General features: G+C 63.1%; 18 protein-coding genes. 9 read left to right on the top strand and 9 right to left on the bottom strand.

Translation table 11 applies throughout. The features are described from left to right. Nucleotides 1-115: 115 nt before the first annotated feature. From AC0L17_RS21985 to AC0L17_RS21970, 4 genes are all read right to left on the bottom strand, one after another. The gene (locus AC0L17_RS21985; RefSeq protein WP_473517377.1) at nt 116-778 is read right to left on the bottom strand and encodes an aminotransferase class IV family protein; all 663 of its coding nucleotides are present in this window, start codon (nt 776-778) and stop codon (nt 116-118) included. Further along, a complete protein-coding gene (locus tag AC0L17_RS21980) occupies nt 727-1,872 on the bottom strand; it encodes an aminodeoxychorismate synthase component I (RefSeq protein ID WP_473517376.1) in 1,146 nt (381 codons plus the stop codon). The genes AC0L17_RS21985 and AC0L17_RS21980 overlap by 52 nt, the downstream gene beginning before the upstream one ends. 173 nt (nt 1,873-2,045) lie before the next feature. After that, nucleotides 2,046-2,852 carry a proton-conducting membrane transporter gene (locus AC0L17_RS21975; protein WP_473517375.1) on the bottom strand — a complete coding sequence of 269 codons (807 nt, stop codon included), beginning with the start codon at nt 2,850-2,852 and terminating at the stop codon, nt 2,046-2,048. Between the two features lie 352 nt (nt 2,853-3,204). Then, nucleotides 3,205-5,043 carry a M3 family oligoendopeptidase gene (locus AC0L17_RS21970; RefSeq protein ID WP_473517374.1) on the bottom strand — a complete coding sequence of 613 codons (1,839 nt, stop codon included), beginning with the start codon at nt 5,041-5,043 and terminating at the stop codon, nt 3,205-3,207. A gap of 191 nt (nt 5,044-5,234) precedes the next feature. On the opposite strand from AC0L17_RS21970, the gene AC0L17_RS21965 reads away from it, so the two are divergent. Together AC0L17_RS21965 and mepK are read left to right on the top strand one after the other, a co-directional pair. After that, entirely contained in the window at nt 5,235-6,764 is a 1,530-nt protein-coding gene (locus AC0L17_RS21965; protein ID WP_473517373.1) for a sigma-54-dependent transcriptional regulator, read from the top strand. Between the two features lie 376 nt (nt 6,765-7,140). Next, nucleotides 7,141-9,024, top strand: a complete 1,884-nt coding sequence (gene mepK / locus AC0L17_RS21960) for a peptidoglycan L,D-endopeptidase MepK (protein ID WP_473517372.1) — start codon at nt 7,141-7,143, stop codon at nt 9,022-9,024. Nucleotides 9,025-9,155: 131 nt separating this feature from the next. Here mepK and AC0L17_RS21955 read toward each other — a convergent pair whose 3' ends face one another. Beyond that, on the bottom strand, nt 9,156-9,794 hold the full coding sequence (locus tag AC0L17_RS21955; protein WP_473491086.1) for a 2-dehydro-3-deoxy-phosphogluconate aldolase: 639 nt from the start codon (nt 9,792-9,794) through the stop codon (nt 9,156-9,158). A gap of 191 nt (nt 9,795-9,985) precedes the next feature. On the opposite strand from AC0L17_RS21955, the gene trhO reads away from it, so the two are divergent. From trhO to AC0L17_RS21940, 3 genes are all read left to right on the top strand, one after another. Continuing rightward, nucleotides 9,986-10,909 carry an oxygen-dependent tRNA uridine(34) hydroxylase TrhO gene (gene trhO, locus AC0L17_RS21950; RefSeq protein WP_473517371.1) on the top strand — a complete coding sequence of 308 codons (924 nt, stop codon included), beginning with the start codon at nt 9,986-9,988 and terminating at the stop codon, nt 10,907-10,909. A gap of 247 nt (nt 10,910-11,156) precedes the next feature. Next, complete coding sequence (locus tag AC0L17_RS21945) at nt 11,157-11,909, top strand: tellurite resistance TerB family protein (RefSeq protein WP_473491084.1); 753 nt, start codon at nt 11,157-11,159, stop codon at nt 11,907-11,909. 278 nt (nt 11,910-12,187) lie between these two features. Further along, on the top strand, nt 12,188-12,943 hold the full coding sequence (locus AC0L17_RS21940) for an SDR family oxidoreductase (protein WP_091594856.1): 756 nt from the start codon (nt 12,188-12,190) through the stop codon (nt 12,941-12,943). A gap of 192 nt (nt 12,944-13,135) precedes the next feature. On the opposite strand, the gene AC0L17_RS21935 is transcribed toward AC0L17_RS21940, so the two are convergent. Then, complete coding sequence (locus AC0L17_RS21935) at nt 13,136-13,516, bottom strand: YciI family protein (RefSeq protein WP_091594853.1); 381 nt, start codon at nt 13,514-13,516, stop codon at nt 13,136-13,138. Between the two features lie 34 nt (nt 13,517-13,550). After that, nucleotides 13,551-14,735, bottom strand: coding sequence for a pyridoxal phosphate-dependent aminotransferase (locus AC0L17_RS21930; RefSeq protein WP_287074593.1), 1,185 nt, complete (start codon nt 14,733-14,735; stop codon nt 13,551-13,553). 83 nt (nt 14,736-14,818) lie between these two features. Here AC0L17_RS21930 and AC0L17_RS21925 point away from each other — a divergent pair, with 83 nt between their 5' ends. The 4 genes from AC0L17_RS21925 to denD all read left to right on the top strand — a co-directional run bounded on the left by AC0L17_RS21925 (nt 14,819) and on the right by denD (nt 17,913). Continuing rightward, entirely contained in the window at nt 14,819-15,505 is a 687-nt protein-coding gene (locus AC0L17_RS21925) for a GNAT family N-acetyltransferase (RefSeq protein ID WP_473517370.1), read from the top strand. Between the two features lie 188 nt (nt 15,506-15,693). Next, nucleotides 15,694-16,671, top strand: a complete 978-nt coding sequence (locus AC0L17_RS21920; RefSeq protein WP_473517369.1) for a cation diffusion facilitator family transporter — start codon at nt 15,694-15,696, stop codon at nt 16,669-16,671. 62 nt (nt 16,672-16,733) lie between these two features. Beyond that, nucleotides 16,734-16,940, top strand: a complete 207-nt coding sequence (locus tag AC0L17_RS21915; protein WP_027153224.1) for a hypothetical protein — start codon at nt 16,734-16,736, stop codon at nt 16,938-16,940. Between the two features lies 1 nt (nt 16,941). Further along, nucleotides 16,942-17,913 carry a D-erythronate dehydrogenase gene (gene denD / locus AC0L17_RS21910; RefSeq protein WP_473517368.1) on the top strand — a complete coding sequence of 324 codons (972 nt, stop codon included), beginning with the start codon at nt 16,942-16,944 and terminating at the stop codon, nt 17,911-17,913. A gap of 269 nt (nt 17,914-18,182) precedes the next feature. Here the strand turns inward: denD and AC0L17_RS21905 are convergent, their stop codons facing one another. Both AC0L17_RS21905 and AC0L17_RS21900 read right to left on the bottom strand, forming a co-directional pair. After that, nucleotides 18,183-19,325, bottom strand: coding sequence for a nickel/cobalt transporter (locus AC0L17_RS21905; RefSeq protein WP_473517367.1), 1,143 nt, complete (start codon nt 19,323-19,325; stop codon nt 18,183-18,185). 4 nt (nt 19,326-19,329) lie between these two features. Further along, complete coding sequence (locus tag AC0L17_RS21900; RefSeq protein WP_473491073.1) at nt 19,330-19,998, bottom strand: DUF1007 family protein; 669 nt, start codon at nt 19,996-19,998, stop codon at nt 19,330-19,332. Nucleotides 19,999-20,069: the final 71 nt, after the last annotated feature.

The raw sequence follows: 20,069 nt of genomic DNA, 5'->3' as shown, positions 1-20,069 counted from the left end.
CCTCCCAAGCGGCTGCCACGCGTCCGGCCCATTCTTCTCGGGCCGGACGCATCTTTTACAACTCAAGGGGAGACAAGCGATTCGCAATCATAGGTTGTATCCCTTCGATTGCGTTTCAGCCCAGCCGCGCCGGGATCAGTCCGCGCAGTGAATTGCCGACGAACAGCGCTTTGGCCGACTTCAGATCGTCCAGGTTGTAGATTGCCTCGCGGGCGCGGCCTTCGTCCAGCAATTCGCCGCGCAAGACGCCAGGCAGCAGGCCGCAATCGAGCCGCGGCGTTGCCAGCACGCCGTCGCCGAAATCGGCAAACAGATTGGTGATCGTGCCCTCGCAGATTTCGCCACGCTCGTTGGCCAAGAGAACCTCGTCGGCCCGGCTTATCAGATATTCGGCGCGCGCCCGCTGATAGATGTCCCGGCGGCTCGTCTTGTGGCGCAGCAGCGTGTCGCTTGATTGAAGCCGCACCCGCGCCAGTTGCAGCCTCCAGACCTTGTCGGCTGCGTGCGGCTCATAAGGCAGCGCCGAGACCGTCACCTTGCCGCTGCGCGACAGGACCAGGCGTGTGCGCAAGGCCATGTCAGGCCGGTCGACGGCGTTCCTGAGCATCTCGCCGACCTTCTGCGGATCGCAGGCAAAACCCAGTTCGGCCGCCGAGCCATAAAGGCGTGCCAAATGGCGGTCGAAACGGAGGAAGCCCTGGCCCGGCTGCCAGCGTATGGTTTCGATCAGCTCGAAATCGGCGGTGTTCCCGTCGCGTAGCGCGCTTTCAGCAGGCACTCCTGATACTCCTCCTCGGCCGTCGAATCGAAGACGACGCCGCCGCCGACATTGTAGACGGCCTCGCCGCTGGAAAAGAGCGATATGGTGCGGATGGCCACCGAAAAGCGCATCGTGCCGCCGGGCGCGATCCAGCCGATCGCGCCGCAATAGACGTCGCGCGGCGTGGCTTCCAGATCGTGCAGGATTTCCATGGCGCGGATTTTCGGGGCGCCGGTGATCGATCCGCATGGAAACAGCGCAGCGAATATCCGGCGGATGCTGAGGTCGGGCAACAGCTTGGCCCGCACGCGGCTCACCATCTGGTGGACGGTCGGGTAGCTCTCGATGCGGAAAAGCTCCGGCACCTCCAGCGTGCCGACTTCGCTGATCAGCGAAATGTCGTTGCGCAGGAGATCGACGATCATCCGGTTTTCAGCCTGGTTCTTCTCGTCATTGAGCAAGAACGTCTTCAGCCGCTTGTCCTCCGCCTTGGTCGCGCCGCGCGGGGCGGTGCCCTTCATCGGATGCGTCTCGATCATGCCTGCGGCGTCGATCTCGAAGAACAGTTCCGGCGAACGCGACAAGACGACCGGATCGCCGAGCGCGATCAGCGCGCCGTATTTCACCGGCTGGCGCTCCGTCAGCGCGTCGAAGGCGGCCAGCGGATCGCCCGACCATTGCGCATGAACCGGAAAGGTCAAATTGCCCTGATAGCAATCACCCTTGCGAATGTGATTGTGGAGCCGCGCAAAGCGTTTCGCGTAGTCTTCCGAAGTCCAGTCGGCCCTGGCATTGAAGATCGGGCCGTTGGTCGACGGCGCGTTGCCGGGCACGACCGGCTGTTCGACAGGCGCGTCGAAGATCCCCAGGCAGACAAGCGGGGCGCGGCGTCCGCCCGGCAGCAGCGGAACGAGCTTCGGTTCGAGCAGGTAGCCGGCCTCGTAGGAGAAATAGCCGGCCAGCCATTTGCCGGCGTCATGCGCGGCCTGCGCAATGTCCAGCGCCGGCAGGAAATCCTCTGCCTCATGCGCCACGATGATGTCGGCCGGCTGGTCGAAGACGAGCTGATGAGCGCGCTCGTCATTTCGAAAAATTGCAGAGGGCAGGGGCATGGGACTCTGATGCTGCGATCGATGACGCCAGCTATCGCTCTATATGGCGGCTCGATCGCGCGCAATCGAGAGACCGGCGTCTCAAGACGCAAACGCAGCTTGGTGCAAAAAGCAAACCGGCGGCACCTCGCGGGCGTCGCCGGTCTCTTATGTGCTCGATGCCGGCAGGCAATTCAGGTGTTGCTCCCGGTCCCCGCGGTCGGGAAGCGGCGCGCGAATTCCTCCTCATCGCCGGCGGCAAGCAGTTTCGCCTGCTCGATCCAGCGCTCACGCTCGATGCGGCCGTCGAAGTTCAATGTCTCCTCGATCCGCTTGACGTCGGCGGCCGTCCAGGCGGCGATTTGCGCGTAGGTCGTCGCTCCGAGCTCGTGGAGCAATCGCTCGTTGGCCGGACCGATGCCGATCAGGCGGCGCAGATTGCTGGCTTTGCCCACCGCCGCCTTTGTTGTCGCGGCTTTCTTTGCCGCTGGCGCAGCGCTCTTTGGTGCAGCGCTGGTTTTCGATGCGGGAGGTTTTGGCGCACTTGCCTGCGACGGACTCGCTTTCGATGCACTGGCCTTCGGCGCGGCTGCCGCCTTCCCGGCCGCCGGTTTCTTGGACGTGGTCTTTGCCGGCCCGGACCTTGCCGGCCCGGTCTTGGCCGGCGTCGCCTTAGCGGGCGTCGTCTTGGCGGGCGTCGTGTTGGCCGGCGCGGATGTCGCCATCAATGCCGGCGGCGCCGGGATTGCTGCCTTTGTCGCACCGGTCTTGGTGCCTTGCGCCTCGCCCAACTGGCGCTCCAGGTCGGCGCGGGCACCGCGGCATACTTCCAGCTCACGGGTCAGGCGGTCGGAGTCGGCGCGTAGCCTGTCGCGCTCGCTGCGGGTGCGGTCCATGTCACCGCGCAGGCTGTCGAGATCGCCACGCGGGCGTCCCCAGATGAACCAGCCAGCCAACACACCTACCAGGAACGCCAGGAGCATGTAGAAAAAAGTGCCCATTGTCTCTCTCCAGTCCGATCCATCTGCCGTGGCCTGGGACCTTGGCACAAGGACCATTCAATGGTGGCTCCGCTGCTCGTGGAACAGCCGGCTTAAATCGCGCTGTCGGCGACCGGTTTTCCTGCCATGGCCAACGGCGCTGTCGCAATCGTCGAAGCGCCGTGACCGGCCGAAGATTTGGCCGCGCCGACTGAGCTTGAGGCGGGACGCTATCATACAGCTTCCGGAAAGCTAACGGAAAAATTCCACGGAGAGTTATTTAAGAACAGGTATTTAGCGCAAGAATAGAATGGCCCTCAATATGCACTGCGGCTAAACTGTTCTGTCGAACCTGGCTGTTCAGCGCTGTGCGTCAATTGTCCAAAGCTTCGAGCTCGTCGATCAGCCCGCCGATCACGCCAAGTCCGATCTGCCAGAAAGCAGGATCGGTGGCATCAAGACCGAAGGGAGCCAGGAGCTCGGAATGATGCTTGGTGCCGCCGGCGCGCAGCATGGCAAAATATTTATCCTGAAAGCCACGCTCTGCATTCTGATAGACCGCATAGAGCGAATTCACCAGGCAGTCGCCGAACGCATAGGCGTAGACGTAGAAAGGCGAATGGATGAAGTGTGGAATATAGCTCCAGAAGACCTCGTAACCCTCGCGCAGCTTGATCGCCGGCCCGAGGCTTTCCGCCTGCACCTCCAGCCAGAACTGGCCGAGTCTGTCCGATGTCAACTCGCCGTTTTTGCGCTCGGCATGCACCTTGCGCTCGAACTCGTAGAAAGCGATCTGGCGCACGACCGTGTTGATCATGTCCTCGACCTTCTGGGCAAGCATGGCCTTGCGCTCGCGCTTGTCGGTGGTCTGGTCCAGCAGCGAGCGGAACGTCAGCATCTCGCCGAAGACGGACGCCGTCTCGGCCAGTGTCAGCGGCGTCGAGGCCATTAGCGCGCCCTGGCTTGCGGCGAGCACCTGATGCACGCCGTGGCCAAGCTCATGCGCCAGCGTCATCACGTCGCGCGGCTTGCCCATGTAGTTGAGCAGGACATAGGGATGCGCCGACGGCACGGTCGGATGCGCGAAGGCGCCCGGCGACTTGCCAGGCCTTACCGGCGCGTCGATCCAGTTGCGGTCAAAGAAAACCCGGGCAATCTCCGCCATGTCAGGTGAAAAGCGCTGATAGGCGGAAAGCACCGTGTTCTTGGCCTCGTCCCAGCCGATGATCGCTTGCGGGGTCTCCGGCAACGGCGCGTTGCGGTCCCAGTGGTTCATCACTTCCATGCCGAGCCAGCGCGCCTTCATCGCGTAGTAGCGGTGTGACAGGCGCGGGTAAGCGTCACGAACGGCTGAGGCCAGCGCATCCACCACGCTGCGCTCGACGCGATTGGCGAGATGCCGCGAATCGGCGATGTCGGCGAAGCCGCGCCAGCGGTCGGAGATCTCCTTGTCCTTGGCCAGCGTGTTGGTGATCAGCGTGAACGTGCGCAGATTCTTGCGGAAGGTTGCGGCCAGCGCTTCAGAAGCCCGGCGGCGCACCTCGCCATCGGCGTGCTGGAGGCGGTTCAGCGCCGGCTCCAGGGTCAGCTCTTCGCCATCGATGTCGAAGCGCAGGTCGGTCATCGTCTCGTCGAACAAGCGGTTCCAGGCGCCGCGTCCGGTAATCGACTTCTCGTGGAGAAGCTGCTCGACCCGGTCTTCGAGCTGGTAGGGTTTGTCCATGCGCAGATCAAGCACCCACGGCCGGTAGTGAGCGAAGGCAGGATCGGCAGCAAGTGCGGTTTCGATCGCGGCATCGTCGACAAGATTCAGTTCGAGCGCGAAAAACAGAAGATGCGCGCTGGCGTCGGTCATCTTCTCCTGAATGTCGCCATAGAGCTTGGCGCGCTGCGGATCCGCGGTGTTGCCGGCGTAGATCAGTCCGGCATAGGAGACGATCCGGCCAATCAGTTCCTCCAGCGCCTCATAGGCGGCAAGCGCCTCGCCCAGCCTGCCGCTGTCGGCCCGCTCCGCCTCGGCGGCGAGCGTGCCTTTCCAGCGGCTCTCGAAGCTGATGGCATCGGCGATCGCCTTTGAAATGTCGCGTTTCAGCTCGGGGGCGCCCATGCCCGAATAGAGATCGGCGAGATCCCATTCCGGCAGATCACCGAGCTCCGCCGCGCCCTGACCGGACGCCGCCGCCGCAAGCTGCCGACTAAAAACCATGCTCATTGCCGACACTTTCCAGTTTGTCAAAGGGCCAAAGAATCAAGGGGATGAGAAAGCCGGTCAAATCCTAAGCAATTCGTTCACCGGGTTTTTTGAAATCTTATTTAGAACCCTGTGCCAGGATGATCCATAGGGTTCCCCATTGGGTGGGCACAGTGGGGTGGGCATATTGGGCGAGCATCGTTGAACCAGTCATGACAGGTTCCATACTCATAGTCGATGACGATCCCGTGCAGCGCAGGCTGCTCGAGGCGGCGGTGACGAAATTCGGCCACAGCGCGATCATCACGGATGGCGGCGAGGCCGGTCTCGATGCGCTCGACGGGCCCAAGGCGCGCGACGTGTCGGTGGTCATCCTCGACCTCGTCATGCCGGGCCTCGACGGCATCGGCGTGCTGAAGGCGATGCGTGAGCGCGGCATCCAGGTCCCGGTCATCGTACAAACCGCCCAGGGCGGCATCGAAACCGTCGTTTCGGCCATGCGTCACGGTGCTTTCGATTTCGTCGTCAAGCCGGCATCTCCCGACAGGCTGCAGGCATCGATCGGCAACGCGCTCAAAGTCGAGGCGGTCGAGGGGGAAGTGAAGCGCACGTCGCGGCGGCGCGGCGGCCATCTGACCTTCAAGGACATGATCACGCACAGCCCGGCAATGGACCGGGTGATCCGTCTCGGCCAGAAGGCGGCCGCGTCAAACATCCCGATCCTTATCGAGGGCGAATCCGGTGTCGGCAAGGAGTTGGTGGCGCGCGCCATCCAGGGCAGCGGCGATCGCCGCTCAAAACCGTTCGTCACCGTCAATTGCGGCGCCATCCCCGACAATCTGGTCGAATCGATCCTGTTCGGCCACGAGAAGGGCTCGTTCACCGGCGCCACCGAAAAACACACCGGCAAGTTCGTCGAGGCGCATTCGGGCACGCTCTTCCTCGACGAGATCGGCGACCTGCCGCTCGACGTGCAGGTCAAGCTGCTGCGCGCCGTGCAGGACGGTGAGGTCGATCCGGTCGGCGGGCGTTCGACCGTCAGGGTCGACATCAGGCTGATCTCGGCGACACACCGCAATCTTCTGCAGCAGGTCAAGGACGGCAAGTTCCGCGAGGATCTGTTCTACCGCCTGAACGTCTATCCGATCTTCGTGCCGCCGCTGCGCGACCGTCGCGACGACATTCCGTATTTGGTCGAGCATTTTCTGGACAAGGTTGCGCCCACCGGTCCACGTCATCGCCTGCACGGCATTTCGGCTGCGGCGCTCGCCATGCTGCAGGCCTACGACTGGCCGGGAAACATCCGCCAGCTTGAAAACGCCGTCTTCCGGGCCTCGGTGCTTTGCGAAGGCGATCTGCTGACGGAAGAGGAGTTTCCGCAGATCCGGGCGCAGGTCGAGGGCACCGTCAACCTCGATGCGCATGACTGGTTGCCCGCGTTGCCTTTGGTCACCGAGCCGCTGGGCGAGAGCGCCAATAATGGCATCGCTGTGACCGAGCCCGATCCGCCTGCCAGGCAGCAGCCTCGCTTCGGCACGCTGCGGGCGCTGGACGAACGCGGCAATGTGCGGGCGCTGGCCGATGTCGAACTCGAAATGATCAAGCTCGCCATCGACCACTATAGCGGCCAGATGAGCGAAGTTGCCCGCCGCCTCGGCATCGGCCGCTCGACGCTCTACAGGAAGCTCAAGGAATATGGCATCGATCCGGAAACGGGCCGTATCGACCGGCTTGCTTCCTGACAGGCAAGCCCGGACCAGCTTGCCAACCTGGCATCAGGACAATCGACAGTCGCGAATCGGGCGTGACGCGGTCGGGCGACGCGCTTGCCGGCAGTATTCACGCATTGAGGCGTCTGGTAACAGATCGTGTTCAGGCAAAGCCAGAAACATGATCTAAACCAGCAGTTTACCAAGAAACCCCGTGCAATATTTTTGACGGGATATCGCCACGGTGTTACCGCATTTCGGCTTCAATAAGCGATGATTAACCATTAGGATCGATATTCGGATGTGAACACCACCGCATCCGTTGGTCAAATCCGGGGACAAACGGCAGCCTGCAAGGCCTTTTGATTTGAACAAAGTCGAACGACACACAAACGGGCGGCACTATCACATGAGCGCCTGGCCGAGATGGCTGGCAGCGGTGATTCTCGCCTTTGGCTTCCTTACAGCGGCTGCGACCGGCGCCAGCGCCCAGACACGTTCGCTGAAACTCTACAACCTGCACACCAAAGAGAAGGCGGAGATCGTTTTCAAGCGCGGCGGCCGTTACGACCAGGCGGGTCTGAAAAAGATCAACGTCATCCTGCGTGACTGGCGCCGCAACGAACCGACCAAGATGGATCCGCGCCTGCTCGACCTGGTCTGGGAGGCTTATAGGCAGAGCGGCGCCCGCGACTATATCCAGGTCGTGTGCGGTTATCGCTCGTCGTCCACCAACTCGATGCTGCGCAGCCGCAGCAGGGGCGTTGCCAAGAAAAGCCAGCATACGCTCGGCAGGGCCATGGATTTCTACATTCCCGGCGTGCCGCTGAAGAAACTGCGCGACATCGGTCTGCGGATGCAGGGTGGCGGCGTCGGCTATTATCCGAGGTCCGGCTCGCCCTTCGTCCACATGGATGTCGGCAATGTGCGGCATTGGCCTGGCATCAGCCGCCAGGAACTGGCGCGCGTGTTCCCCAACGGCAAGACGCTGCATGTGCCCAGCGACGGCAAGCCGCTCCCCGGTTATTCACAGGCGCTCGCCTCCTACAAGGCGCGCAAGGGCGCCGGCGCTCCCGCCATCGAAATGGCCAGCGCAGGTGGCGGTGCCAAAAGATCCGGCGGTCTGCTGGCGGCTTTCTTCGGCGGCGGTGAAGACGAGGCCGATGACAGCGCCGATGTCGCAGTCGCGCCAACGCCGAAGTCAACCGTGAAGCCGGTGAATGTGAAGCTGGCGACCGCCAAGCCGGCGCCGGCCGCCAGGGACAGCAAGCTTCCGGGCATTGCCATCGTGTCGCCTGAGAATGCCAAGCGCGCCGAGATTCCGCAAATCGCCGATGCGCCTGCTCCGGAACCGGAGGAGGACACGCCGGAAACGATCATCGCGGCGCTGCCGGCGCGCAGCGTGCCGCTGCCCGATTTCGCCCCGCGCCCGAAGGCTGATGTCGCTCAGCCGCCCGAAAACGTTCCGTTCGGCGTGGCGGATGCCACCGCCACCACCGAACAGGCGGTGACGACCGCGCAAGCGCCGGCGAGCGCTCCCTTCGGCATGGCCGAACCGTCCGTTGTCGCCGATGCTGCGCAGGTTGCCGCCAACAACATTCCGTTGCCGACCTGGCGCCCCAATCACTCGTTGCCGGCCGACCTTGCAGCGGCCGACCTTGCGCCGCAGGACAAGGCTGTGCTTCTGGCGCTGGCGGATACCGCCGGGCACGGCAAGACCGCTACCGATGTGTTCTCGGTGCTGCCGTCGGCTCGGCCCGATCTGGCCCAGCCCGAATTGGCCCAGCCTGACCAGGTCCAGTCTGCCGCAGTCCAGTCTGACGCGGTCAAAGCCGTCCTCGAACGGGTCAGCGCAACCGACGAATACCAGGTCGCTTCGCTCTCCCAGCCAAGCGCGGTCCTCGGTGAGCTGGCGAAGGGCAGTGCCGCATCGCCGCGTGAGGCTGTCTTTGCCCGCCCGGCTGGCTCCGATCCGGCCGCGGCGATCGGCACGGGTGTGAAGACCACCCGCAAGGCAGCCAGGGCAACCGCCCGTGACCTGAAGCCTGGTCCCAAGTCCGTGGTAGTCGCCGCAGAGCCGACGGCGGCGCGCTGGGCGTTGAACAGCGGCGAGAATGTCGCCACCGTCTCCAGCGCGACGACGGCGCAGCGCTACGCCTACAATATCGTGCACACGCCCCCAACCGAAGTCTATACCGTGGGCTTCCAGGCGGACGATCAGTTGGCCGACGCCAACCGGTTCACCGGCAAAGCCGTCAAGTTCCTGTCGGTCGCCCGCTTCAGGACCGAGTAGCGGATCGACCAACCAATAAAAAAAGCCGCGCCGGTAACCCGCGCGGCTTTTTTTTATGCATGTCGTTATGCCAGAACCGCGGCATCCTTGTGCGCGGGCATGCATTGGTCTGCTTGGGGTGAGAGTTGTCTCTATCGCCCGAGCTTGCTCGCGGCGCGCGCCAGGGCTTCGATTTCGTCCCATTTGCCGGCCTTGACCAAATCGTCCGGCGCCACCCAGGAGCCGCCGACGCAGATGACGTTGGGCAAGCTCAGATAGTCGCTGGCGTTCTTGTCGGTGATGCCGCCGGTCGGGCAGAATTGGACATCGGCGAGCGGCGAGGCGAATGCCTTGAGCGAGGCGATGCCGCCCGACTGTTCTGCCGGGAAGAATTTCAGGAAGCGCAGGCCTGCCTCGCGGGCGGCCATGATCTCACCGGGCGTGATGGCGCCGGGCAGCAACGGAACGTCGCTGTCCTTCGCCGCCGCCAGAAGCTCGCGGGTGATGCCGGGGCTGACGATGAACTTCGATCCGGCTGCCGCCGCCGCGTCGAACTGGCTGATGTCCAGAATGGTGCCGGCGCCGACGATGGCGTCCTCGACCTCGCTTGCCACGAGCCGGATCGCCTTGAGCGCATCAGCGGTCCGCAGCGTGATCTCGATCGCCGGCAGGCCGCCGCGCGCCAGCGCGCGCGCCAGCGGCACGGCATCGGCGAGATTGGCGATCTTCAGCACCGGGATAACCGGTTGGCCGTTGAGGAGCGACAGGAGCTTTTCGGTCTTGCTGGGCATTTGTCGTCTCTCCGGTATTGATCCGTTCAATCGGTTAGCAGAAGGCTGGTTTTCTGTCCACGAAGCGGAGCGTGTCGCGATGTCACGCGCTGCCGGCAAGTCCGTCAGACCGGCCGTCAAGGCCACCAAGGAGAGGCTGCTCCGCGCGCCGGCCTTGAATCGGCTTTCATGAGCGTTTAGTGGCTTCGGCGATGACACTGCCCAATCAACCCCTGCGCGTTGCCGCGCTCTACAGGTTTGCCCGGCTCGACGACTTCGAGGCGTTGCGCGCGCCGCTCGCCGCCTTTTGCTGCGGACGCGGTATCAAGGGCACGCTGCTGCTGGCGCATGAGGGCATCAACGGCACGGTCGCCGGCAGCGAAGCTGACATAGCCGCGCTCATCGATCATCTCGAATCCATCGAAGGTCTCGCCGGTCTCGAGGTCAAGTACAGCAGCGCCGCGCAGATGCCGTTTCACCGCATGAAGGTGCGGCTGAAGCGCGAGATCGTCACCATGGGTGTTGGGGATCTCGATCCGGCGGCAAGCGCCGGCACCTATGTCGCACCGGCCGACTGGAACGCGCTGATATCGGATGTGGACACGATCGTCATCGACACGCGCAACGCCTACGAAGTATCGATCGGTACGTTCAAGGGAGCGGTCGACCCCGCGACAACGAGCTTTCGCGAATTCCCGGCCTGGGTCGAGCAGCATCGGGCCGAGCTCGTCGGCCGCAAGGTGGCCATGTTCTGCACCGGCGGCATACGCTGCGAGAAGGCAACGGCCTATGTGAAGTCGCTCGGCTTCGAGGATGTGTTCCATCTCAAGGGCGGTATCCTGAAATATCTCGAAGAGGTGCCTGCCGAGCAAAGCCTCTGGCAGGGCGAGTGCTTCGTCTTCGACGAACGCGTCTCGGTGTCGCACGGCTTGATCGAGGGTGAGGCCGAACTTTGCCGCGCCTGCCGGGATCCGCTGACCGGGCAGGACCTGCTGTCGTCGACATACGCCGCCGGTATCTCATGCCCGCATTGCTACGATGTCCGTTCCGACGAGGATCGCGCCCGCTACGCCGAGCGTCAACGCCAGGTCGAGCTGGCGCAAGCGCAAGGCAGGGCTCCGCATATCGGACGTTAAAGCGACGTGCGTCCACTTGGACGCACAAAGTACGCTCTAACATTTTGAATCCATAAATCGTGCCTTCCGAAAATCGATTCCGATTTTCGGCCCAACGCGTTGGACAAGGCAAATCCTGACATCATCTCGTTTGTGCCATCACCGGCAAAGCGCCCATCCGTCATTGTAATGTCCATATGCGGGGCCTACCTGTTCAACGTCCGAAAACCTGCCCGGCGCTTTCGGCCGGCCAATTCTGGAGGCATTGATGTTCGATCCCAAGAAGCTCCTCAACGATCTGCTCGGCTCGCAAATTCCCGGAACCGGGTCGACCGTGCGCGACAAAGGGGGTCAGGCGGTGCAGATGGCCAAGGACAATCCGCTGGCCGCTGGCGCGCTGGCCGCGGTGCTGCTCGGAACCGGCGCTGGCCGTCAGGTCGCCGGCACGGCGGTGAAGCTCGGCGGCCTGGCCGTGGTCGGCGGCCTCGCCTACAAGGCCTACCAGAACTACAAGAACGGCAAGGCGCCGGCTGAAACGCAAGTTGCCGGTGAACCGGAATTGCTGCCGCCGCCCGCCGACACCAGCTTTCATCCCTCGCAGGCGCCGCAAGGCGAGGACGAATTCACCCTGACCCTGGTGCGCGCGATGATTTCGGCGGCGAAGGCCGACGGCCATATCGACGACGACGAACGGCAAAAGATCGCCGGCAAGCTCAGCCTCGCGGGCATCGACGCCGACGCGGAGAAATTCCTGTTGTCGGAACTGGAAAGGCCGCTCGACCTGGATACGCTGGTCGCCGGCGCCCAAACCGACGCCCAGAAGCTCGAGCTCTACACCGCCTCGCGTCTCGCCATCGATCCGAATACACGTGCCGAACGCGGCTATCTCGATCTGCTCGCCGGCCGCCTCAGCTTGCCGGATGCACTGCTCGACCATGTCGAGGCGACGGTGTCGGCGGCAAAAGTGCCGGCGCCAGAGGTGCCGGGATCGGGCAAGGCAACCGCCAATTCGCGCTGGTAGGCTTCAGGGCCGCGGAGAGCGGCAATCCGGCGTGCTTTCGCGTTAATGTCTCGTTTACCCAGGAAGCGCATGATTTTAAGCAGTCGGATCGGCTTTCCTCCTCCCAGCCGGTTCAGATCAGGGCGGCCGCCAATGGCCGCCCTTTTTGTCGGAGCCGGTTAGCGCATGAGCCGAAATCGGAATCGATTTTTGCAAGCGATCATGCGCAAATTCAAAATTGCTCAAAATCATGGTGCTATAGCGTCCTCGCGGGCATGCGGCGCTATAGGAGGACAGTTATGACAGACTACAAAACAGCCATCGTCACTGGCGCCGGCACGGGCATCGGCAAAGCCGTCGCCACGGCGCTGCTCAGGGCCGGCTGGAATACGGTGTTCTGCGGACGTCGCAAGCCGGTGCTGAACAAGGCAATCGCTGATGCCGGATCGACACAAGCCAAGGCGCTGGCGGTCGCCTGCGACATCAGCAAGGCCGACCAGGTCGACGATCTGTTCGAGACGGTGGCGGCGGCTTTCGGTCGTGTCGACCTGCTCTTCAACAATGCCGGCACGGGCTACAAGTCGACATTGATCGACGAGATCCCCGTCGAGGTGTGGAACGAAATTGTCGGGGTCAATCTCACCGGCTCGTTCCTGTGCGCCCGCGCCGCCTTCGGCGCCATGCGCAGGCAGCAGCCGATGGGCGGCCGCATCATCAACAACGGCTCGGTGTCTGCCTACGCGCCGCGTCCGGGCTCAGTGCCCTATACCGCGACCAAGCACGCCATTACCGGGCTGACCAAGACGCTGGCGCTGGACGGCCGGCCTTATGACATCGCCTGCGGCCAGATCGACATCGGCAACGCCTTGACCGACATGGCGCAGGCGATGACGGTCGGAGTACCGCAAGCCAATGGCTCCATCGCCGCCGAAGCGGTGATGGATGTCCAGCAGGTCGCCAATGCCGTCCTCCATATGGCCAGCCTGCCGCTCGACGCAAACGTGCTGTTCATGACCGTGATGGCGACGAAGATGCCGTATGTCGGGCGAGGGTGAGCGGCCGGTTCGCGTCAGCGAATTCATCGTGCCACTGGCACGATGAAAGGCCGGCGAACGCCGGGAGGACCCGGGCGGACGGCGTTCAATTTTGGCTAATGCATGTCGCGCAAAAGTGCGCAGCGGTTTTGCGATAACGACATGCATAAAACAAGAACTAAAGCGCGTCGCATCCTTCAAACGCGATGCGCTTTAGGACTGCGTCACCGAAAGCGGCACGCCTGGAAGATATAGCGAAATAGGGCGGATTTCGTAGACGGCGGTCGGATTGACACGGCGAAAGTCGCGCGCAATCGCGATCGCGGCGTCGCGCGTGGCGCAGTCGACGACGTATAGTCCCAACAATTGCTCCTTGGTCTCGGCGAAGGGTCCGTCAATGACAATTCCGGCGCCCGGCCCGCGCAAGGTGCACGCGTCTTGGGTCGCCCCGAGCCGCGCGGCCGGGCCGAGGCTGCCATCCCGGTAAAGCCGTTCGTGGATATTGAGCAGGTCGGCCATCAGCGCCGCGTCCTCCTCCGGCGTCAGCGCCGTGACCACTTCTTCCACGTGATAGGCAAGGATGGCATAGAACATCTGACATCTCCTTTCGTCGGTCGCGTACCCGCCCTCACTTGCCCAGAAACGCCTTGATCCGTTCCAGCGCGCGCAGGATGTTCTCTTCGGAATTGGCGTAGGACAGCCTGATATAGCCTTCACCGAGAACGCCGAAATCAGGTCCGCCGATCAGCGCCACGCCGGCATCCTCAAGCAAAGCCGAGGCGAGCTTCTTGGCCTTCCAGCCGGTTTTTGAGACATTGGGGAAGGCATAGAACGCGCCTTTCGGCGTGATGCAGGAAACGCCCGGCAAAGCGTTCAGCCCTTCGACCACGACATTCCTGCGGCGGTCGAAGGCGCGCATCATCTTGTCGACGTCGTCCTGCGGACCGTCGATGGCCGCGATGCCGGCATACTGGCTCGGCGCATTGACGCAGGACCAGCAATTGACCGCCAGCTTGCGCACCTTGTCGTAGAGGTGGGCGCCCTTGTCGCCGTTCGGCCAGATCGACCAGCCCATGCGCCAGCCGGTCATCGCCCAGGTCTTCGACCAGCCGTTGAGCACGATCAGTCGGTCGCGGATTTCGGGGAAATTGAGCAGCGAGAAGTGCGTCTCGCCGTCATAGGTCATCACGTCGTAGATCTCGTCGGAGAGGATGGCGACGTCCGGGTGCGCTTCCAGCCCCTTGACCAGCTTCTCGATCTCGGCGCGCGGGGTGACCCCGCCGGTCGGGTTGGCCGGCGAGTTGAGGATGAGCAGCCTGGTCTTCGGCGTGATGAGCGCCAGCGTCTCCTGCGCCGAGAAGGCAAAGCCGTTCTCCTCGCGCATCGGCACCGGTATCGGAGCAGCACCGGTGAACTCGATCATCGAGCGATAGATGGGAAAGCCGGGATCGGGATAGAGGATCTCGGCGCCCGGTTCGCCGAACATCAGGATAGCGGCGAACATGGTCGGCTTGCCGCCGGGCAGGATCATCACCGCCTCGGGCGACACCTCCACACCGGTTGTGGTCAGCGTGCGGCGCACCACCGCCTCGCGTGTCGCCAGCAGGCCGTTGGCCGGCGTATAGCCGTGGTGGCCGTCACGCAGCGCCTTGATCGCGGCCTCGACGATGTGCTGCGGCGTCTTGAAGTCGGGCTGGCCGATGCCGAGATTGACGATATCGCGGCCCTGATGGGCGAGCGCGGTGGCACGAGCCAGCACCGCAAAGGCGTTTTCCTCGCCGAGACGATCGAAGGCCGAAATCGTGTGGAGCATTTTTCCCGTCCCTGTGGTTCTTTCACCGAGCGAGCGTTTTTGTGAGCGTCCTTTCGCAAAAGTCAAACGGATTGGAGCTTTGGGTGTCGGAAAATCTCAAGAATTGGCAACCGCGCCCGCGGCCGGAGCGCAAGGTGCTGGAGGGGCGCACTGTCAGGCTTGAGCCGCTGAGTTCCGAAAATCATGGCGACGGCCTGTTTGACGCGTCGTCGGTGCCTGATGTCGACGACCGCTTCGCTTGGCTGCCCGATTATCCGCCGCAGACCCGCGCCGCCTTCCAGCCGTGGCTGAACAAGGCCGAAGCCAGCGAGGACCCACTGTTCTTCACCGTCATCGACAAGGCCAGCGGCAAGGTCGCCGGACGCCAGACGCTGATGCGCATCGACCCTGCCTATGGCGTGATCGAGATCGGCAACATCTATTGGGGTCCGCTGATCGCGCGCAAGCCGGCGGCGACGGAAGCGCAATTCCTGTTCATGAAATACGTCTTCGACGAGCTTGGCTATCGCCGCTACGAATGGAAATGCAACAACCGCAACGAGCCGTCGAAGCGCGCGGCGGAGCGTTTCGGCTTCAAGTTCGAGGGCGTTTTCCGCCAGCATCTTGTGGTCAAGGGCGAAAACCGCGATACCGCGTGGTACTCGATCATCGACAAGGAGTGGCCGGCACTGCGCAGAGCCTATGAGGCATGGCTCGATCCGGGCAATTTCGACGGCGACGGCCAGCAGAAGCGACGGCTCGAGGATTTCCGCGCCGAGTTCGGCGCCTGACCATGATCCAGGACCACGATCCCGAAAAGTGAAGGCCGAGTTTTCGGGCAGGATCGTGGTCAAACAGGAAGGACCATGATCCCGAAAAGTGGAAGCCGGTTTTCGGGCAAGATCATGGGCAAACAGGAACACAGAGCCTTCCATCCCGATTCTGCCGGGATGGATCAGGCTCTAACAGGAGTTCGCAGGTGGCGCATACCCACGACCATGGTTCGCAAGGGCATGACCGCAGCCACGGCGCCGGTCATGTGCATGGCTCGACCGACAAGAAACGGGTCATGATCGCAGCCTGCCTGACCGCCGGCTTCATGGTCGTGGAAGCGCTTGGCGGTCTCTTGACGGGATCGCTGGCGCTGCTGGCGGATGCCGGCCACATGCTCGCCGACTGTATCGCGCTCGGGCTTGCCTGGTATGCTTTTCATCTGGCCGGCCGGCCGGCCACGGTTCGCCTCACCTACGGTTTCGGCCGGGTCAAGACGCTGGTCGCCTATACCAACGGCATCGCCATCTTCGCCATTGCGCTGTGGATCCTCTATGAGGCCTGGGAACGCCTGCTGACGCCTGCGCCCGTGCTCGGCGGGCCGATGCTGGTCGTCGCGATCGCCGGTCTGCTGGTCAATATCGGCAGCTTCTTCGTGCTGCATGGCGGCGACCGCGACAGCCTGAACATGCGCGGTGCCATCCTGCACGTGCTCGGCGATCTGCTTGGCTCGGCGGCGGCGATCATCGCTGCGCTGATCATCCTGGCGACCGGCTGGACGCCTATCGATCCGATCCTGTCCGTCCTTGTCTCGCTGCTGATCCTGTCCACCGCCTGGTCGCTGATGCGCGAAGCAGCCCATGTCCTGCTCGAAGGCGTGCCGGCGAGCCTCGATCGCGACCTGATCGCCAGGGACATAGAAGGGACGGTGAACGGCGTGCGCGAGGTGCATCACATGCATGTCTGGTCGCTTGACGGGTCAAGCAACATGGCGACGTTGCATGCTTGCCTCAACGATGGCGTCGATGCCCACAAAGCGGTCAGCGCCATCAAGAAGCGGCTTGCCGCGCATGGCATTGCCCACGCCACCGTAGAACCGGAATTCGGCCATTGCGCCGATGATAAGCATGATGGCGAGCACGACTATGCGCATGATGCGGCTCCGCATCATCGCCACTATCACTGATCCCAGGAGTTCCATGGCATGGTAACGAAGTTGACGAATCCCCGCCGTGTCAGGGCCGCGTGATGGATCGTGACACGCGCAATGCGGCGATCGGCGCACTGTGGGTGCTGCTGCTGTTCGGCATCGCCGCCTACTATTTGCCAACCGTGATGCTGGCGGTCGGCCGCGTGTCGACCATTCTTGCCGCTATTATTGCGGCTGTCTTCATGGTGGCCATTTTCGTCGTGTTTTGGCTGCGTGGCCGCAGCCAGCGCAAAAAGGATCATTGATATGCGTGTTTTGATTACCGGCGCGGCAGGCATGGTCGGCCGCAAGCTCATCGCCCGGCTGGCGAAGGATGGAACGCTCAGCGGCCGGAAGATCGCCGCGCTCGACCTTCACGACATCGTGCCGCCGCAGGCGCCGACGCTGGATGGCGTCGACGTCACCATCCATACAGGCGATCTCGCCGCGGCGAGCGCGATGGAACGGCTGGTCGCGTCGCGCCCAGACGTGATCTTCCATCTCGCCGGCGTCGTGTCGGGCGAGGCTGAAGCCAATTTCGATCTCGGCTATCGCGTCAATCTCGACGGCACAAGGGCGCTGTTCGATGCCATAAGACTGGCGGGGTTTGCGCCGCGCGTCGTCTTCACCTCGTCGATCGCCGTGTTCGGCGCACCGTTTCCGGACATTATATCAGACGAATTCCACCCGACGCCGTTGACCTCCTACGGCACGCAGAAGCTGATGGGCGAAGCATTGCTCGCCGATTATACGCGGCGCGGCTTCTTCGATGGCATCGGCATCAGGCTGCCGACCATCTGCGTCAGGCCGGGCAAGCCCAACAAGGCGGCTTCAGGCTTTTTCTCCGGCATCATCCGCGAGCCGTTGAACGGCCAGGAAGCAATATTGCCGGTATCGCGCTCTGTCGTACACACCCACGCCAGCCCGCGCTCGGCGGTGAATTTTCTGATCCACGCAGCAGCGATCGACGGCGACGCCGTCGGGCCGCGCCGCAATCTGACGATGCCCGGCGTCGCCGTCACGGTCGGCGAGCAGATCGAGGCCCTGGAACGCATTGCCGGCGCCAAGGCGGTGAACCTGATCCGCGAGGAGCCCGACGATACGATCTGGGCGATCGTCAAGGGCTGGCCGACACGGTTCGAGGCGCGGCGGTCGACGGAGCTTGGTTTTGCCGCCGAAACCAGCTTCGACGACATCATCCGCGCGCATATCGAGGACGAGTTGGACGGGAAGATCTGACTTGCGGGTCACTGTTGGCAGGTACTACGCCAATTGCCGACCTCGGCGCTGCCCCTCATCGCCCTGCCGGGCCCTTCTCCCCGTATAGTGACGTATAGTGACGGGGAGAAGGGCGCCTTCGCAGAGGATTTCGCCAAAATCCAGCGCTGCAAAAAAACGCGCCGAGGTTGCGGCCAGCCCCTTCTCCCCGTCACTATACGGGGAGAAGATGCCGGCAGGCAGATGAGGGGCAGCGCCAACACCAACATTTTGCGCGTCCAGTCAAGGCGTCATCCACCGCCAGTCAGGCTCGCCGACAACAACAGCAACCCGAACAAAAAGACGAAGGCTGCGCCGCCGATCTCGACGATTGAATGGATGCGGTTGCCCATGCGGCCGTCGCCAGCGAAATACACCGCCCAGTTCTTGGCCGTCACCGCCAGCGTCGCCAGGATCGAGACGGTGATCGCGGTGCCGAGTGCCATCGCCAGCACCGACAGGATGCCGCCGAACCACAGTCCGTTGAGCGCGGCAAAGCTCAGCACGATCAGCGCGCCCGAACACGGCCGGATGCCGACCGCAGCCACCGCCGACCAGGCGGTGCGCCATTCGAAGCGGTCGCCGGAAAGCAGCGCCGGGTCGGGCGCGTGCGAATGTCCGCACGTCGCGCAGACCTCGCCCGCATGGTGATGGTGCCCGCCATGGTCATCGTGCCCGCCATGGTCATGGTGGTGGTCGTGTGCGCCATGATCATGGTTATCGTGGCCGTCATGGCCATGTGCGTGAAGCGCATGCACCGAATGCGCATGTGCAGGATGGCCTGTTTGCGAATGGCCGGCATGGGCCGCCGAAAGGCTATAGGCAGGGTTCGCACCGAACAGGCGAAGGATGGCAGGGCCGGCCTTGCGCCACAAAAGCCAGGCGCCGAACAGGGTGACAAAGACAAAACTCGTGACTTCGAGGAACCATGCCGCGTCGGTCATCGATATGGTGGTGCCGCGCAGGACGAAGTAGGCGAGCATCATCACCAGGATCGCCGTCAGCGCCTGCAACAGGGCCGAGACGAAGGACAGCATGATGCCGCGTTTGAGCGCGACTTCGTTCGCGACCATGTAGGACGAGATCACCGCCTTGCCGTGACCGGGGCCGGCGGCATGGAAAATGCCGTAGGCGAAGGACAGGCCGATAAGCAGCCACAGCTTGCTGCCGTCCTCACGCATCGCCTTCATCGCACCGGCAAGCGCGCGGTAGAATTCCTGCTGACGCAGATTGATCCACATCAGGATTTGGGCGAACGGGCCGGTGGTGGGAGCCATCCCGTCATTGGTGCCGATGCCGAGCGAGCTCTGGGCGTGGGCTGAGCCGAGGACGTGCGTCATGACAAGGGCGGCGGCCAAGAGGCCGAAAGCCAAACGCAGGGACGGTTTCGTCACCGGATTATCCTTTTGGCTGACAGTTCAGTTCAAGCTTGGTCGCAAATATCTTGCTCATATCGGTGCCTGTCGGATCATTGAAGAAGGCGTCCGTCAGGTTCTTCTGGTTCGCGGCGATCGCCTCGTCGGGGTTCGGACGAACGACCTGGCTCGTGCATGTCGACGGCAAGTCGGCGACCTGCATATTGGCATCCTCGGTGAAATCGATCGCCGTGTAGAAGGTCGGGTCATAGACGCCGATATCGATCTTGCCGGCCAGCCTGGTTGGCGCCTTGGGTTCGGATTCGAACAGGATAATGAGCTGGTCGTTGTCGAAATTCGCCATCAGCTGCGGCGGCGGGCTCATCGCCTCATCCTTGCCGTCGACGGTGACGAGCTGGAAGTAATTGAACTCCGCCAGCGAAGCGTGGACGGTGTCGGCGACTTCCTTCAGCTCCTTGTCGTCAAGCTTCAGATCGGAATTCTTGTCGAACTCCATCATCACCGTGCTCGAAAACAAATCGTCGAAGCGCCAGACATGACGCAAGGCCTTCACGCTTTGGTGATCCGGGCTGAGGATCACTTCGAGGCGAGCCTCGGCGAAGACGTGGGGATGCACGTCGGCTGGCCCGACCGTGGCAAAAGTCGCCGCCATGGCCGAAGCCATCATGATTGCTTGCCGCTTCAGGTTCATTCTGGGTGGTGATTCCATCGACTTCGGTGACTGTCGAGAGTTACCAGAAAGCGGGCGAAAATGGGACCCCG

The organism is Mesorhizobium sp. WSM4829, assembly GCF_055811475.1.
This window is presented reverse-complemented; position numbering and strand designations above follow the sequence as displayed.

What these genes read in the sequence shown, in the direction of transcription:
- AC0L17_RS21935 (WP_091594853.1), bottom strand. Translation starts at nt 13,516, where the DNA reads ATGTTCTATGCCATCCTTGCCTATCACGTGGAAGAAGTGGTCACGGCG.
- mepK (WP_473517372.1), top strand. Translation starts at nt 7,141, where the DNA reads ATGAGCGCCTGGCCGAGATGGCTGGCAGCGGTGATTCTCGCCTTTGGC.
- AC0L17_RS21930 (WP_287074593.1), bottom strand. Translation starts at nt 14,735, where the DNA reads ATGCTCCACACGATTTCGGCCTTCGATCGTCTCGGCGAGGAAAACGCC.
- AC0L17_RS21900 (WP_473491073.1), bottom strand. Translation starts at nt 19,998, where the DNA reads ATGAACCTGAAGCGGCAAGCAATCATGATGGCTTCGGCCATGGCGGCG.
- AC0L17_RS21965 (WP_473517373.1), top strand. Translation starts at nt 5,235, where the DNA reads ATGACAGGTTCCATACTCATAGTCGATGACGATCCCGTGCAGCGCAGG.
- AC0L17_RS21940 (WP_091594856.1), top strand. Translation starts at nt 12,188, where the DNA reads ATGACAGACTACAAAACAGCCATCGTCACTGGCGCCGGCACGGGCATC.
- AC0L17_RS21955 (WP_473491086.1), bottom strand. Translation starts at nt 9,794, where the DNA reads ATGCCCAGCAAGACCGAAAAGCTCCTGTCGCTCCTCAACGGCCAACCG.
- AC0L17_RS21975 (WP_473517375.1), bottom strand. Translation starts at nt 2,852, where the DNA reads ATGGGCACTTTTTTCTACATGCTCCTGGCGTTCCTGGTAGGTGTGTTG.
- trhO (WP_473517371.1), top strand. Translation starts at nt 9,986, where the DNA reads ATGACACTGCCCAATCAACCCCTGCGCGTTGCCGCGCTCTACAGGTTT.
- AC0L17_RS21980 (WP_473517376.1), bottom strand. Translation starts at nt 1,872, where the DNA reads ATGCCCCTGCCCTCTGCAATTTTTCGAAATGACGAGCGCGCTCATCAG.
- denD (WP_473517368.1), top strand. Translation starts at nt 16,942, where the DNA reads ATGCGTGTTTTGATTACCGGCGCGGCAGGCATGGTCGGCCGCAAGCTC.
- AC0L17_RS21970 (WP_473517374.1), bottom strand. Translation starts at nt 5,043, where the DNA reads ATGAGCATGGTTTTTAGTCGGCAGCTTGCGGCGGCGGCGTCCGGTCAG.
- AC0L17_RS21945 (WP_473491084.1), top strand. Translation starts at nt 11,157, where the DNA reads ATGTTCGATCCCAAGAAGCTCCTCAACGATCTGCTCGGCTCGCAAATT.
- AC0L17_RS21915 (WP_027153224.1), top strand. Translation starts at nt 16,734, where the DNA reads ATGGATCGTGACACGCGCAATGCGGCGATCGGCGCACTGTGGGTGCTG.